This window comes from Lysobacter sp. Root983 (assembly GCF_001429345.1).
Taxonomy (GTDB): Bacteria; Pseudomonadota; Gammaproteobacteria; order Xanthomonadales; family Xanthomonadaceae; genus Lysobacter.
The window spans coordinates 799,406-813,490 of the sequence record NZ_LMJO01000016.1; the positions used below are offsets into that span (position 1 = coordinate 799,406).

Here is a 14,085-nt window from a genome sequence, read left to right on the forward strand (position 1 = left end):
TTTGGTGCGGACGGGTTGGCGCCGGATCGCTGAGCCCGGCGCGCCGCGCTCAGCGCTTGGTAGCGCCGTCGTCGGCCTTGGCCACCACCGGCTTTTTCAGCTCCGCCAGCGCGGCCGCGATAGGCGCGTCGCCTTCCAGCACTTCGCCGGCGTTGGTGCCCGGCGCGTCGTCGACGTCGCCGCGCAGATGGCCCGGCAGGCTGGCTTCGCTGTAGCTGGTGCGGCCGCCGTTGGCCGCTTCCTTGGCCGGATGCAGGGCGACGTCGGGCACGATGCCCAGGGCCTGGATCGATTTGCCGCTGGGCGTGTAGTAGCGCGCGGTGGTCAGCTTGACCGAATCGCCGTTGTCCAAGGGCAGCACGGTCTGCACCGAGCCCTTGCCGAAAGTGCGGCTGCCGACCACGCGCGCGCGGCCGTTGTCGCGCAGCGCGCCGGCCAGCACTTCCGAGGCGCTGGCCGAACCGGCGTCCACCAGCACCACCACCGGCGCGCCGTCGATGCGGTCGCCCGGGGTGGCGCCGAACTCGGCGTCGCTGATCGCGATGCGGCCGCGCGTGCTGACGATCTTACCCTTCTCCAGCAAGTCGTCGGCGATCTGCACCGCCGAGGTCAGCAGGCCGCCGGGGTTGCTGCGCAGGTCGATCACCAGACCGCTGAGCTTGCCGCCGGCCTGGGTCTTGAGCTTCTCGATCTGGGTTTCGAAATCGGCGGCGGTGTCGGCCTGGAAGGCGCTGATGCGCGCGTAGCCGTAACCGGGCTCGAGCATGCGGCTGCGCACGCTGGCGACGCGGATGGTCTCGCGCGCCACGGTCACGTCGAAAGGCTTGTCGCGTCCGGCGCGCACGATGCTCAGCACGACCTTGCTGCCGGGCGCGCCGCGCAGCGGCCCGGAGCTGTCGCCTTCGTCGGCCTTGAACGGCTTGCCGTCGATGGCGATGATCAGGTCGCCGGCCTTGATGCCGGCGCGCGCGGCCGGGGTGTCGTCGATCGGCGAAATCACCCGCAGCGTGCCGTCGGGCTGGCGCTGCAGTTCGACGCCGATGCCGTCGTAGGCGCCGCGCGCCTGCTCGTCGAAATCGTCGGCGGCGACCTTATCGAGGTAGACGCTGTGCGGGTCGAGATCGAACAACAGGCCGCGTATCGCCGAGTGCATCAGCTTGCGGTCGTCGACCGGTTCGACATAGGCCTGCTTGACCGCGTTGTAGACCGCGACGTAGCGGCGGATCTCGTCCAGCGGCACCTTGGACTCGGACTTGTCGTCCTTGGCCTCGGCCTTGGCCGGTTTGGCCTCGGCGGGCGCGGGCGGTTCCTGCGCCGCGACGGGCAGGGCCGCGCCGGCCAGCGCCAGCCCCAGCAGCAGGGCTCGCGTCAGGCCAGGACGGGAGGACAGCGGATGACGCAGGCGCATGCATGGAACTCCGTAACGGATACCGGTTGGACCGCGCGGCGCGATCGAGGTTCGGTCGCGGCGTGTGGTTCGAATAGGAACACGTTAGGCAGGGCGGCGGGAAGCTTTCGTTAACGCCCGGCGGACGCATTCAGGCGCCATGTGGCGGGGCGGGTGACGGGTGAAGCAAATCCCCCTTAATCCCCTTTCCAAAGGGGGAGAAAGCAGGGCCGCCCGGCCGGTCTCCCCCCTTTTCAAAAGAGGGATTAAGGGGGATTTGCCCTTCCCCTCAGCGCCGCAACCAGGTCGCCGGATTCACCGGCTGGCCGTTGCGGCGCAACTCGAAGTACAGCGCCGGGCGGCCGTTGCCGCCGGAGCTGCCGACGGTGGCGACCGGGTCGCCGCGTTTGACGCGGTCGCCGACGTTGCGCAGCAGGGCGTCGTTGTGGGCGTACAGGCTCATGTAGCCGTTGCCGTGGTCGACGATCAGCAGCAGGCCGTAGCCGGTCATCCATTCGGCGTAGACCACCTGGCCGTCGCCGACCGCCTTGACCGTGGCGCCGGCGCTGGCGCCGATCAGCAGGCCTTCGCTGCCGCGCCCGTCGGGCATGGTGCCGCCGTAGCCGGCCAGCAGCGCGCCCGAGACCGGCCAGCCCAGCCCGCCGACCTGCAGCGGCGCCGCGCTGGCGACCACCACCGGCTTGCGCGTGGGCGTGCTGCCCGCGGGCTTGCCGCTGTTCTGGGCGGCACGCGCTTCGCGGGCCTCGCGCGCGGCCTTGGCCACGGCGGCGGCCTTGCGCTGGGCCTCGGCGCGCGCGGCGGCCTGGCGCAGTTTCTTCAGCAGATCCTCCAGCCCCTTGGCGTCGCGGCCTAGCGCGCGTTCGCGGCTGCTGCGGTCCTGGTATTTGCGGTTGATCTGCTCGACCACGACCGCGCGGCTTTGGCGGTCGTTCTGCAGCTGGCCCAGCTGCGCGCGCTGCTGCTTGCGCGCGCTATCGAGTTCGGACCGGCGCGTCGCGATGTCGCGCTCGACCGCGTCGAGTTCGGCCAGTTCGCCGCGCAGTTGTTCGATCCGGCGCGCGCGGTCGCGCTGCACGTAGCCGTGGTAGGCGAGCATGCGATTGGCGTCGGCGACCTTGTCCTGGGCCAGCATCACCTTCAGCGGCGCATCGCCGCCTTGGGCGTAGGCGGCGCGCAGCAGCTGCGCGAGCTCCTCGCGCTTGGCGCCCAGAGTCCCCAATAAGGTTTCGCGCCGCTGCTGCAGCTGCGCCAACGAGGATTGCTCGCGCGCCAGGCGCTGCTCGGTCTCGCGCAGGCTGCGGTTGGATTGCCCGACCTTTTCGTCGACCTCGCGCAGTTCGCGCGAGGCGGCGCCGCGCTGGCCTTCGAGTTTGCGGCGCTCGTCGGCGACCGATTTGAGTTCGCTCTTGATGCGTTCGAGCTTGCGTTCGGCATCGCGGCTGCTGTTCTGCGCCGCCGCCGGCGCGCAGGCCAGCAGCGACAGCAGCAGCGCCACGGCGAACGCGCGCAAGGACGGCATCAGGCGACCGACCCGCCTTCGATCGCGCCGTCCGAAACCAACAGGCTCTTGCCGGTCATCTCGTCCGGCTGCGGCAGGCCGAGCAGGTCGAGGATGGTCGGCGCGACATCGCGCAAGGCGCCTCCGCTGCGCAGGCTGGCGCGGCGCGGGCCCAGGTAGACCAGCGGCACCGGGCCGACGGTATGGGCGGTGTGCGGCTGGCCGGTGGATGGGTCGCGCATCATTTCGAGGTTGCCGTGGTCGGCGGTGATCAGCAGCGCGCCGCCGCTGTCGCGCACGGCCTGGGCGATCGCGCCGATCGCCACGTCCACCGCCTGCGCGGCCTGGATCGCGGCGCCCAGGTCGCCGGTATGGCCGACCATGTCGGGGTTGGCGATGTTGCAGATGGCGACGTCGATCGCGCCGGAGCGGATCGCCTCGACCAGCTTGGCGGTGACTTCCGGGCAGCTCATCTCCGGCTGCAGGTCGTAGGTGGCGACCTTGGGGCTAGGCACCAGGATGCGGGTCTCGCCCGGGTAGGGATCCTCGCGGCCGCCGCTGAAGAAAAAGGTCACGTGCGCGTACTTCTCGGTCTCGGCGATGCGCAGCTGCGTGAGGCCGTGCTCGGCCAGCAGCTCGCCGAGGGTGTGGCGCAGGTCGTCGGGCGCGAACGCGACCGGCGCCGGCAGTTTGGCGTCGTACTCGGTCAGGCAGACGAAGCGCGACAGACGCGGCTGACGCAGCTCGTAACCTGAGAAATTCGGATCCACGAACGCCGCGGTGAGCTGGCGCGCGCGATCGGCGCGGAAGTTCATGAACACCACCGCGTCGCCGTCCTGGATCGGGCGCGCGCCGTCGATCACGGTCGGCGCGACGAACTCGTCGGTCTCGCCGCGTTCGTAAGCCTGCGCCAGTGCGGTCTGGGCGTCGCCGGCGTGGTGATCGCTGGCGGCTTCTACGATCGCGTCCCAGGCGCGGCGCTGGCGGTCCCAGCGCTGGTCGCGGTCCATGGCGTAGTAGCGGCCGCTGACCGAGGCGATGCGGGCATTGCCGACCCGGTCGCAGACCTCCTGCAGGCGCGCCAGGCTGGGCGCGGCCGACTTGGGCGGCATGTCGCGGCCGTCGAGGAAGGCGTGCACGGCGACCTCGGCCACGCCTTCGCGACGCGCCAGTTCCAGCATCGCGAAGATGTGCTGCTCGTGGCTGTGCACGCCGCCGGGCGAGAGCAGGCCCATCACGTGCAGGCGCCCGCCGGAAGCCTTGGCCGCGGCGCAGGCCGCGCGCAGCTCGTCGTTGGCGTAAAAGCTGCCGTCCTCGATCGCGGCGTCGACCCGGGTCAGATCCTGGTACACGATGCGGCCGGCGCCGAGGTTCATGTGGCCGACCTCGGAATTGCCCATCTGGCCGTCCGGCAGGCCGACGTGGCGGCCCTCGGTATGGATCAGGGTGTGCGGCTGGCTGGCCAGCAGCGCATGCCACTGCGGCAGCTCGGCCTGGGCCAGGGCGTTGTCGGCCGTCTCCTCGCGATGGCCCCAGCCATCCAGAATCAGCAGAACCACGGGGTGGGGGCGCGCGGAGGGGGATGGCACGTCGCGTTTCCTAGTGAGGGGGCCGGAGCCGGCGTTGCGGTTGCCCGGGATTGTAGCGGAGCCGGCCGCGACGGCATTACGAAGGACACGCGCCGAAATCGGTGTCGATGCCTTAAACCTGTGCCATGCCCAGCGCATCAGATCTTACGAACCCACCCAACGGGAACGCCCAAGGACCCCGCCCATGACCCGCAACCGCTTCGCTCTCGCTCTCTCGCTGGCCCTGTCCGTAGCGGCCGCGCCCGTATTCGCCGCCGATCAGAACATCGACAAGGTCAACGGCAGTATCAACGTCGAAGCCGGGCAGACCTACGGCAACCTCGAAACCGTCAACGGCAGCATCCGCATCGGTGCCGGCGCCCGGGTCAAGAACGCCGAAACCGTCAACGGCAGCATCAACGTCGCCGAAAAGGTCCAGGCCGGCGGCCTGGAGACCGTCAACGGCAGCATCCGCGTCGCCAACCACGTGCAGATGAACGATGGCCTGGAAACCGTCAACGGCAGCATCTTCGTCGATCGCGGCGGCAACATCCGCGGCGGCGTCGAGACCGTGAACGGCTCGATCGGCCTGGTCGACACCGATGTGTCGCAGAGCATCAAGACCGTCAACGGCGACCTCACCGTCGGCGCCGGCTCGCACGTCAAGGGCGGCATCACCTACGACAAGCCCAATTTCCAGCTGTTCTCCAGCAATCGCCGCAATCCGCGCGTGATCATCGGACCGAACGCGCAGGTCGACGGCGCCCTGGTGTTCAAGCGCGAAGTGGACCTGTACGTGCACTCCAGCGCGAAGATCGGCCCGGTCACCGGCGCCACCGCCGTGCGCTATTCCAGCGATACCCCGCCCAGCAAGTAAGCGCGGCGACGCTGAACGGCCCGGACCCGACCGCGTATTCACGATAGCGGTCAGGTCCGCGGGCCGGTTCGGGACATAGAATGGGATTCCGCCGATGTTGGCCGTCCCGGAGTCGCCATGTCCCGCACACCGTCCCACCCCACTCATTGGTTGAGCGCCACCTCGGTGCTGGCCGCCGCGCTCGCCGCGACCGCCTGCAGCAAGCCGCCGGCCGAAGCGCCGACCGCCGCAGTTCCGCAGGCCACCGCGCCTGCCGCCGCCTCCGACCATGCCTTCGACGCGGCGATCAACGCCGCCGATTTCGCCGAGCACGTCAAAATCCTGGCCTCCGACGAGTTCGGCGGACGCGCGCCCGGCAGCGCCGGCGAGGAAAAGACCGTCCAGTACCTGGAAGCGCAGTTCAAGCGCCTGGGCCTGAAGCCGGGCAACGGCGACAGCTATTTCCAGACCGTGCCGATGGTCGAAACCACGGCCGACGAAACCACCTCGCTCAAGCTCGACGTCAAGGGACAGGCGCGCGAGCTCAAGTTCGGCAGCGACATGGTGGTGGGCACGCGCACCGGCAAGTCGGAAGTGAAGGTCGATGCCAGCGACCTGGTGTTCGTCGGCTACGGCGTCAACGCGCCCGAGCAGAACTGGAACGACTACGCCGGCGTCGACGTGAAGGGCAAGACCGTGGTCATGTTCGTCAACGACCCGGGCTTCCACGGCCAGGACGCCAAGCTGTTCGAAGGCAAGCGGATGACCTACTACGGCCGCTGGACCTACAAGTTCGAGGAAGCCGCGCGCCAGGGCGCCGCGGCGGCGCTGATCATCCACGATAGCGAGGGCGCGTCCTACGGTTGGGACGTGGTCAAGAACTCGTGGTCGGGCGCGCAGTTCGACCTGCCGGCCAAGGACGATCCGGAACCGCGCCTGCCGGTGCAGGGCTGGATCACCGGCGACGCCGCACGCAAGCTGCTGGCCGACCTGGGCCAGGACCTGGACGCGTTGTACAAGGCCGCGGGCAAGCCCGGCTTCAAGGCGATTCCGCTACAGGCCAAGGCCTCGATCGATCTCAAGAGCCAGATCAGCGAGAAGTCCTCGCGCAACGTGATCGCGCGTCTGGACGGCGCCAAGCGTCCGGACGAGGCCATCGTCTACATGGCGCATTGGGATCACCTGGGCGACCACGCCGACAAGGGCGGCCACGAGGGCCACGGCGCCGACGCATCCGCCGCCGCCGCTGACACGATCTACAACGGCGCGATCGACAACGCCACCGGCGTGGCCGGCATTCTCGAGATCGCCGAAGCCTTCACCAAGCAGACCCCGCCGCCGGATCGCTCGCTGCTGTTCGTGGCGGTGACTCTGGAGGAATCCGGCCTGCTCGGTTCCAAGTACTACGTCGCCCATCCGACCGTGCCGCTCAACAAGACCGTCGCGGTGATCAACCTCGACGCGATGCCGGTGATCGGCAAGGCGCGCGATATGACGGTGATCGGCTACGGCAGTTCGGAGCTCGAGGACATCCTCAAGACCGTCGCCGGCGCCCAGGGCCGCACCCTGCACGCCGAGGCCACGCCGGAAGACGGCTTCTACTTCCGCTCCGATCACTTCAACTTCGCCAAGGCCGGCGTGCCGGCGTTGTATGCCAAGGGCGGCGACGACCTGATCGACGGCGGCACCGCGGCCGGACAGAAGGCCAACACCGATTACCGCGACCACCGTTACCACAAGCCCGCCGACCAGTTCGATCCGGGCTGGAAGATGGACGGCGTGGTGCAGGACCTCGACGCGCTGTACGCGGTCGGCAAGACCCTGGCTGGCAACGAGCAGTGGCCGAACTGGTACGAAGGCAATGCCTTCCGCGCCGCACACGACAAGCTGATGCAGCCGGCCGGCAAGTGACGACCCGGCGCCTCTCCCGCTCGCGCATGCCTAGGCTGCCGCGAGCGGGAGAGGTCGCCTTGGCTATCGAATAGAGCGGGGGCGTTGCGCTCTGCAGCGACCGCGCCTTCTGTGGGAGCGACGTAGGCCGCGACGGCCCCCTCCTCGCAACGTCGCCCTCCCCGCCGCGAATCGTGAGCCACGAATCCCGTATCCGCCCGATGCGGGAGCGGCGCGAGCCGCGACCGCCGCAATGAAACGGCGCCGCTACTTCAGTCTCCGCGGCCAGGCCAGCTCGGCTGCGCCCGCGTACGACGCACCCTCCATGTGGGAGCGACGCAAGCCACGCCGCAGCAACGAAGCGATGGCGCAGTTCGTCGCATGGCGATCGCGGCTCACGCCGCTCCCATAGACGGGGCGTTCAAGTCGTCGACTTTCCTCGAACTTTGAGCGGTCATGCACCCTTTGGAGACGCCGGCCGCGCTGTCGCGGCCGGCGTTTCGTGGCCTTCATCGCATGCGTCTCATGGAATCCATCCGCGAAGGCGGATTCTCTCGCCCACTCTATGCGCAGTCCGCGCGATGCGTCGCGGAGCGTCGAGCGGTTCGCCCCACAGGGATTCGTTCCCTCAACCGCAAGGCGGCCTAGGGTTTGCCTCGCCGGTCGGGTCTGCGGCCTTAATCCCAGGTACCGGTTTGCCCGTATGCGCTGTTGTTGCAGATTAGGACAACGACTATGCGCGGGTGGTTGGGCCAGCTAAACGGGGCGGGATAGTAGACAGGCATCAGCGAGGTATAGCAGCCCCAGTACGGGCCGCCGGGGACGACGGTTTCCATCGGGCCGTCGTAAACCTTCACCTTCTCCGACAGGCCGTAGCTGAGGAGGATGTCACTGACTTTTTCGGTGTTCTTCGCCTTCAACGCCTCGTGAAACTCGGGTTGCGCATTAGCGAATTCGAGAACGACAGCGGCCTCGGCGAGGCTGGGCATGTCCGTACGGGGATCGTCCTTGGCCTGCACCGCTTCCCGGCTTTGCGCCCAGGCATGGCCGCCGACCAAGGTGAAAAAAGTGAGCGCGATGCAAATGATCTGGCTTCTGGTGGAGCGAAGCATAGGTGTATCTCCTGGCGTTTCCGTCGCGGAATGCGATGGACGTCCACCAGTCGCGCCGAGCGCGAGGAAGGTTCAATGCGATCGCGACTTTTCTTGCGGTAGCAGGAACAGGCCGGCGCCGAAGATCGGATCGTGGCCCGGCGAGCCGAGATCGCGCGCCGCAGCGCGGGCGGTCGGGCGTATCGCGGTGGGCGCGCGTGCGCCCTCGCATTCGGTCGCCCGCAACAAGGCGCCCGCGACCAGCGCGGAGGCCATCGACGTACCCGACATCCTGCGGTAGGCACTGCGCGTGCCGTCGGGAACGGCAACGAACACATCCACGCCGACTGCGGCGACATCGATGCGGTCGCCGCGACTGGCGTGCTCATAAGGCTTGAGCGCGTTGTCGATCGCAGTCACCGCCAACACCGCCGGGTGGCTGGCCGGAAACGGCACGCGTCGCCGCGCGCCGCCGTTGCCCGAAGCGGCCACGACGCAAACGCCACGCCGATCGATTTCATCCACCATCAGGCCGAGTAGCGGATCCTCTCGGCCGCCGAACGCGAGATTGAGCACGTCGGGCCTCGCGATGGCGGCCGCATCGAGCGCTTTCGCCAAGTTCGTGGTGGTGGCGACCGCGATGCCGTCCTTGCGTTCGGTAAACGCCGCAAAACTCAACAATCTGGCGCCGCGAGCGACGCCGGGCACCTCGGAACCGGAGCCGGCGATCAGGCTTGCGACGGCGGTACCGTGCGCTTTGGGTGTCGCGTCCGCGATGAACAAGCGCTGCTCCAAACGCGCGCCGCGCAGCGCCTCGTGGTCGAGCGCCACCGAGGTGTCTATCATCGCGATCGTGCGGGCGGTCGCACTCGTATTCGCGTTCACCTGCGTAGGCGCGCCCAACCCATGAATCGCAAAGCGCTTGGGAGCCGGCTCGGCGTCGCTCATCGTTTGGAATACGAAATTCGGCTGTGGGCCGTGCACGTCCGCCGATTGCGTCAGCCGTTGCAGGGCGGCTTCGAGCGAATCCCTCTTGCGCAGGCCCGCGACGACTAGCGTGGTACCCAGGCTTTGCAACGGAATGGCTTCGATCAGATCGAGCCCCGCTTGGGCCGCGATTGCGGCCGGGTCCGCATCGGTGGTGAAGAGCACCTGGTCCGGCAAGGTCTCAGTCACATCACGATCGCGCAGCGACTCGGTATTTTTCAGTAGACCGAGCGGTATGGAAAAGCCATGCAGAGAAATGCCGCGTTTGGGTGCAGCGGAGGGAGGGCCCGCTATGGGCACGCCGTTCGGCCCGACAACGACGGTTTGCGCATACGCCGGCGCCCACATGGACAGCGACGGTATCGCTAATAGCATCGCGAGGATCGACGCCAAACGAGGCCGTTTCACGGGCGTCCATCGCGACGGGGGCATGGCGAACGAGTTCATCCCTGCCGTCCCACGAACGCTACCGACGGCGATCGTTTGAGTGCGGCTTCGATCGCTTCAATCTGAGCTGCGTCTAGTCCGTCGGTAGGCGCCACATCGATCATCCCGTCTTCCGGTCCGTCGACGATGCGCAGATTCAGCTGCTCACACAGCGCTTGAACATCGGACCAAGGCGCGTCCGCGCGCAAGCGCAGGGAAAAGCGCACGCCGGCCGCGGCCGCACGATCCGTGGGCCCGGACAGCGAAGCGTATTCCGCGTTCTCGCCGTCGCTCCGCAGTCGATACAGCATCACGGCTTGAACCATGCAAACGAGGGCCAATCCCGCAGCCAACGCCTTGCTCAACCAGGGCCGGTAGCGCGGCCGGCGCGAGCCGAACGACGTCTGCGCGGCCGGCGCGCCGACTTCGATCCGCGCCGGTTGCGCCGTTTCTTGGGCCGCCGGTGCGGATGCTGTCGAGGCGTCGAATAGCGGGACCGGACGGTTCGAGTCCGCCGTCTCCGCGGCGATTCGCGCCTGTAGTTTGCGCAGTCGATCGGCCGGCGATGCGGGCTCGGCTCCGAGCGAGCGTTGGCCGGATGCCTGGATCTGCGCTTGGAACTCCCGCACTTCAGCGAGTTCGGCGCGTAACTCGGGCATCGTGGCGAGCGCGGCGTCGATGCGCGCACGTTGCTCGGCGTCCAAACGGCCGTTGGCGTAGAACGGCAATAGCCCGGCAAGTTCGTGGATATCGTCGGTGTGATTCATGATGCTTGCTCCCGGAGCAATTTCCGCGCATGGAACAAGCGCGTCTTGACGGTGTTTTCGGGGCATCCGACGATCTCGGCGATCTCTGCCAGCGACTTCTCCTCGTAATAACACAACCAGACGGCTTCCCGGTGCTCGTGACTCAGTCGTTGCAAGCGGCGCCAAAGTTCATCGATGTCCGATAGTTTCTCGGCCAGACGGTCTGGAGTGTCGGCTTCGTCGGGCAGCTCTTCGAAGGATTGCGCTTCCTTATCGCTGACGGCAAGGCGTTCGCGATTCTTGCGAATCAGGTCGATAGCTTTGTTGCGCACGATCCGTCGCAACCACCCCTCGGCGCTGCCTTGCCCCTGAAAGTTTGAGGCCGAGCGCCAGACATCGAAGAATGCCTCGTCCACCGCGTCGGCCGCGGTTTCGCGGTCGGCGGCCAGCAAGCTGGCGGCATAGCGCACCATCGTCGGCTGCAACAAGGTGTATAAAGCGGCGAAAGCAGTTTGGCTGCCCCCTGCGATCTCGCCGATCAACGCCGCGAGATCGCTACCGTCTTCCGGCGCGTTGGCCTCCTCCAAACTCCCCATGCAATGTCTCTCTTGAATGGCGGCACCGAGTACGACGCGATTAAGACTAGCATTGCGGGGACGCCTCCAGAATCGACGAGCGCCCACGGTTTATTCAATGTGACCATGCGGCGTGTGGCTGGGGAATCGATCCGCGCAGACCGATCAGCCGCCCGTCGGCTCGACAGCCCTCGGTTGAGAGGGCCGGCTGTCGAACGCGCGTAGAGCAACGAACGGGCCGAATCTGTCGGTTGGTCTGGCGCGTTCACGTGGCTCATTCCGAAGGGAACCCATAGGCTCCCCAGAAAGTGGGGGGCGAGGGAGCTTTGCTTTGCGCTCCCGTCCAAGCACTCGACACGGGTCCGTGGCTGGCTCTCGGGTATTGGGGCGACATCGCTATCCGGCCTGCATCCGGCGCGGGCCGGTCGTTCCGGTACACCCTGGCCACTGACAGCGACGCATCTCCAATCCCAGCGTCCAGCCCGTCGCGCCCGGCCCCCATGCCGCCACCGCTTTTCCGCTAGGCTCTGCAACATCCTTCGCAGTGGAAACCCGTCATGACCCTGGCCCTCGCTTACTGGTGCGTGTTGTTCGCTGCGCTGCTGCCCTATCTGTGGGTGTACATCGCCAAGGCCAGCGGCCAGCGCTACAACAACCGCGACCCGCGCGGTTGGCAGGCGCGTCAGGACAATCCGCGTTCGATCCGCGCCAACGCCGCCCAGCTCAACGCCTTCGAGGCCTTCGCGCCGTTCGCGGCCGGCGTGGTGATGGCGCAGCTCACCGGCGTCGCGCACGCGCAGATCGCCGCGCTGGCGTTGGTGTTCGTGATCGCGCGCGTGCTGCACGGCCTGCTCTACCTGGCCGACAAGCACACCCTGCGCAGCCTGGTCTGGCTGGTGGGCTACGTCTGTGCGATCGCGCTGCTGGTCATGGCGGCGTTGAAGGCAGCCTCGATCGCCCCGATCTGATTTCTTGCGGCGGTACCGATCCGCCACCTTCCATCTCGACCGGGTCGAACGACCCGGCCGAGCGCTACGCTAGCTTCGTCAAGGCCAAGGCAATGACTTCCGGCGTCACCGATACCGTCCGCGACCTCGAATCCGGACTGCAGCACGACGGCTTCCGCTTCCTCGAAGCCGACACCATGCGCGGCCTGCTCGAGCGCGACCGCCCGCTCGCCGACTGGCCCGCCTTCGCTGACAGTTGGAACGACCTCGGCCCCGACACCTACCTCGCCCGCCACGGCCGCGACCGCAAACGCCGGTACGCGGTCTACTCCGCCGACGCGGAGGGTGGGCTGCGTCGCGAGAAGCACCAACCGCATTACCAGAGCCTGGACTACAACGTCCTGCAGGGCGATATCGAACGCTGGTTCGAACCGATCCTGCCCGAGGTCGGCGACAGCGACAGCCTGCTGCGAATCCTCGGCTTCTGCCGCGACTTCTACGGCGCGCTGGCGCCGGCGGTCAGCGGTTGGCATATCGAGGTGCATCAGTTCCGGATCGAAGCCCGTGTCGACCAGTCCGGCGAGCCAACCCCGGAAGGCGTGCATCGCGACGGCGTCGACTATGTGCTGGTTCTGCTGGTCGATCGCCAGAACATCCTCAGCGGGACGACCTCGATCCATGCCGGCGACGGTCGCGAACTCGGCAGCTTCACCCTGACCGCGCCCTTGGACGCGGCCCTGGTCGATGACAGCCGGGTCTTCCACGGCGTCACCGCCGTGACCGCCCAGGACCCCAGCCTGCCCTCGCACCGCGATGTGCTGGTGGTGACCTTGCGTGCCAAGGATTCGGCGGCGCGTTGATCGCCTGCTGTCGCTAGCCTCCAAACGAAAAATGCCGGCGCAAGCCAGCATTTTTGTCACGGCGCTAGGCCCTTCGGGTAGGAGCGGCGCAAGCCGCGACCGCGCCAGTCCGAGCGACGTCGCCGGTTCGGGGGCCTGCCTCTCCGAACGACATCGCCGGTTCGGGGCCTGCCTCCTGTGGGAGCGGCGTAAGCCGCGATGTCAGTGGAGCAGCGCCGTAGTCCGATGTGCCGCGATCGCGGCTGACGCCGCTCCCACAGGGCGGGATGCGAGCGGCTTGTGGCTCCGCAGCCTCCCTGCTCCGCGATCTCGGCTTTAGGCGGGTCGGTTGCGTCGGCGCTCGCCCGGCTTTGGGGTAGGAGCGGCGTAAGCCGCGACCGCGCCAGTCCGAGCGACGTCGCCGGTTCGGGGGCCTGCCTCTCCGAACGACATCGCCGCTTCGGGCCTGCCTCCTGTGGGAGCGGCGTAAGCCGCGATGTCAGTGGAGCAGCGCCGTCGTTCGATGTGCCGCGATCGCGGCTGACGCCGCTCCCACAGGGTGGGATGCGTGCGGCCCGTGGCTCCGCAGCCTCCCTGCTCCGCGGTCGCGGCTTGCGCCGCTCCTACAGGGGCGGGTGGGGTTGTGGGGCGGGTCGACGGCAGCTGGATTAACTCCCGGTGTTCGAGTGAACGCATCGGGATTAACTCGCCAGCGCCGCGGATTCGGGCCGCATTAACTCGTCGTGCCAGCGCATTAACTTTGTTTCGCGCAAAGAAGAAGGCCGGCCCCCTTGCGGGAACCGGCCTTCGGATGAAGCCCCTGGCGATGACCTACTCTTGCATGGCTTAGGCCACACNCGCAAAGAAGAAGGCCGGCCCCCTTGCGGGAACCGGCCTTCGGATGAAGCCCCTGGCGATGACCTACTCTTGCATGGCTTAGGCCACACTACCATCGGCGCATATGCGTTTCACTTCCGAGTTCGGGATGGGGTGAGCCGATGTGGCTTACGCGCCACTGGCGCGTGCATCGGTGAACGCCCGCGCCGCTGGCGCGGGCTGGGCGCTCGCGCAACTCCATTCAAACGCGTGCATCGTCCGCCGACGCAACGCATAGATTTTGTTTCACGCAAAGAAGAAGGCCGGCCCCCTTGCGGGAACCGGCCTTCGGATGAAGCCCCTGGCGATGACCTACTCTTGCATGGCTTAGGCCACACTACCATCGGCGCATATGCGTTTCACTTCCGAGTTCGGGAT

General features: G+C 67.7%; 11 protein-coding genes. 4 read left to right on the top strand and 7 right to left on the bottom strand.

The genetic code is table 11. The annotated features are described in order from the left end of the window. Positions 1 to 49: 49 nt before the first annotated feature. The 3 genes from ASE43_RS15750 to gpmI form a co-directional block, all read right to left on the bottom strand. The gene (locus tag ASE43_RS15750; RefSeq protein ID WP_057161107.1) at positions 50 to 1,408 is read right to left on the bottom strand and encodes a S41 family peptidase; all 1,359 of its coding nucleotides are present in this window, start codon (positions 1,406 to 1,408) and stop codon (positions 50 to 52) included. 268 nt (positions 1,409 to 1,676) lie between these two features. Continuing rightward, positions 1,677 to 2,927, bottom strand: a complete 1,251-nt coding sequence (locus ASE43_RS15755; RefSeq protein ID WP_057161108.1) for a peptidoglycan DD-metalloendopeptidase family protein — start codon at positions 2,925 to 2,927, stop codon at positions 1,677 to 1,679. Next, entirely contained in the window at positions 2,927 to 4,495 is a 1,569-nt protein-coding gene (gene gpmI / locus ASE43_RS15760) for a 2,3-bisphosphoglycerate-independent phosphoglycerate mutase (RefSeq protein WP_056181199.1), read from the bottom strand. Before gpmI ends, ASE43_RS15755 begins: the two co-directional genes overlap by 1 nt. Positions 4,496 to 4,679: 184 nt before the next feature. Here gpmI and ASE43_RS15765 point away from each other — a divergent pair, with 184 nt between their 5' ends. Then, complete coding sequence (locus tag ASE43_RS15765; RefSeq protein ID WP_056181201.1) at positions 4,680 to 5,351, top strand: hypothetical protein; 672 nt, start codon at positions 4,680 to 4,682, stop codon at positions 5,349 to 5,351. Positions 5,352 to 5,468: 117 nt separating this feature from the next. After that, complete coding sequence (locus tag ASE43_RS15770; protein WP_057161109.1) at positions 5,469 to 7,241, top strand: M28 family metallopeptidase; 1,773 nt, start codon at positions 5,469 to 5,471, stop codon at positions 7,239 to 7,241. 656 nt (positions 7,242 to 7,897) lie between these two features. On the opposite strand, the gene ASE43_RS15775 is transcribed toward ASE43_RS15770, so the two are convergent. The 4 genes from ASE43_RS15775 to ASE43_RS15790 all read right to left on the bottom strand — a co-directional run bounded on the left by ASE43_RS15775 (position 7,898) and on the right by ASE43_RS15790 (position 11,066). After that, complete coding sequence (locus tag ASE43_RS15775) at positions 7,898 to 8,332, bottom strand: hypothetical protein (protein ID WP_057161110.1); 435 nt, start codon at positions 8,330 to 8,332, stop codon at positions 7,898 to 7,900. A gap of 72 nt (positions 8,333 to 8,404) precedes the next feature. After that, on the bottom strand, positions 8,405 to 9,745 hold the full coding sequence (locus ASE43_RS15780; protein ID WP_082607318.1) for a S8 family serine peptidase: 1,341 nt from the start codon (positions 9,743 to 9,745) through the stop codon (positions 8,405 to 8,407). Beyond that, positions 9,742 to 10,491, bottom strand: coding sequence for a hypothetical protein (locus tag ASE43_RS15785; protein WP_057161111.1), 750 nt, complete (start codon positions 10,489 to 10,491; stop codon positions 9,742 to 9,744). Before ASE43_RS15785 ends, ASE43_RS15780 begins: the two co-directional genes overlap by 4 nt. Beyond that, entirely contained in the window at positions 10,488 to 11,066 is a 579-nt protein-coding gene (locus ASE43_RS15790) for a sigma-70 family RNA polymerase sigma factor (RefSeq protein ID WP_056181217.1), read from the bottom strand. The genes ASE43_RS15785 and ASE43_RS15790 overlap by 4 nt, the downstream gene beginning before the upstream one ends. 536 nt (positions 11,067 to 11,602) lie before the next feature. On the opposite strand from ASE43_RS15790, the gene ASE43_RS15795 reads away from it, so the two are divergent. Both ASE43_RS15795 and ASE43_RS15800 read left to right on the top strand, forming a co-directional pair. Continuing rightward, complete coding sequence (locus ASE43_RS15795; RefSeq protein WP_056181220.1) at positions 11,603 to 12,013, top strand: MAPEG family protein; 411 nt, start codon at positions 11,603 to 11,605, stop codon at positions 12,011 to 12,013. A gap of 92 nt (positions 12,014 to 12,105) precedes the next feature. Then, positions 12,106 to 12,852, top strand: coding sequence for a 2OG-Fe dioxygenase family protein (locus ASE43_RS15800; protein WP_057161112.1), 747 nt, complete (start codon positions 12,106 to 12,108; stop codon positions 12,850 to 12,852). Positions 12,853 to 14,085: the final 1,233 nt, after the last annotated feature.

What these genes read in the sequence shown, in the direction of transcription:
- ASE43_RS15795 (WP_056181220.1), top strand. Translation starts at nt 11,603, where the DNA reads ATGACCCTGGCCCTCGCTTACTGGTGCGTGTTGTTCGCTGCGCTGCTG.
- ASE43_RS15800 (WP_057161112.1), top strand. Translation starts at nt 12,106, where the DNA reads ATGACTTCCGGCGTCACCGATACCGTCCGCGACCTCGAATCCGGACTG.
- ASE43_RS15775 (WP_057161110.1), bottom strand. Translation starts at nt 8,332, where the DNA reads ATGCTTCGCTCCACCAGAAGCCAGATCATTTGCATCGCGCTCACTTTT.
- ASE43_RS15770 (WP_057161109.1), top strand. Translation starts at nt 5,469, where the DNA reads ATGTCCCGCACACCGTCCCACCCCACTCATTGGTTGAGCGCCACCTCG.
- ASE43_RS15755 (WP_057161108.1), bottom strand. Translation starts at nt 2,927, where the DNA reads ATGCCGTCCTTGCGCGCGTTCGCCGTGGCGCTGCTGCTGTCGCTGCTG.
- ASE43_RS15790 (WP_056181217.1), bottom strand. Translation starts at nt 11,066, where the DNA reads ATGGGGAGTTTGGAGGAGGCCAACGCGCCGGAAGACGGTAGCGATCTC.
- ASE43_RS15750 (WP_057161107.1), bottom strand. Translation starts at nt 1,408, where the DNA reads ATGCGCCTGCGTCATCCGCTGTCCTCCCGTCCTGGCCTGACGCGAGCC.
- ASE43_RS15765 (WP_056181201.1), top strand. Translation starts at nt 4,680, where the DNA reads ATGACCCGCAACCGCTTCGCTCTCGCTCTCTCGCTGGCCCTGTCCGTA.
- ASE43_RS15780 (WP_082607318.1), bottom strand. Translation starts at nt 9,745, where the DNA reads ATGAACTCGTTCGCCATGCCCCCGTCGCGATGGACGCCCGTGAAACGG.
- ASE43_RS15785 (WP_057161111.1), bottom strand. Translation starts at nt 10,491, where the DNA reads ATGAATCACACCGACGATATCCACGAACTTGCCGGGCTATTGCCGTTC.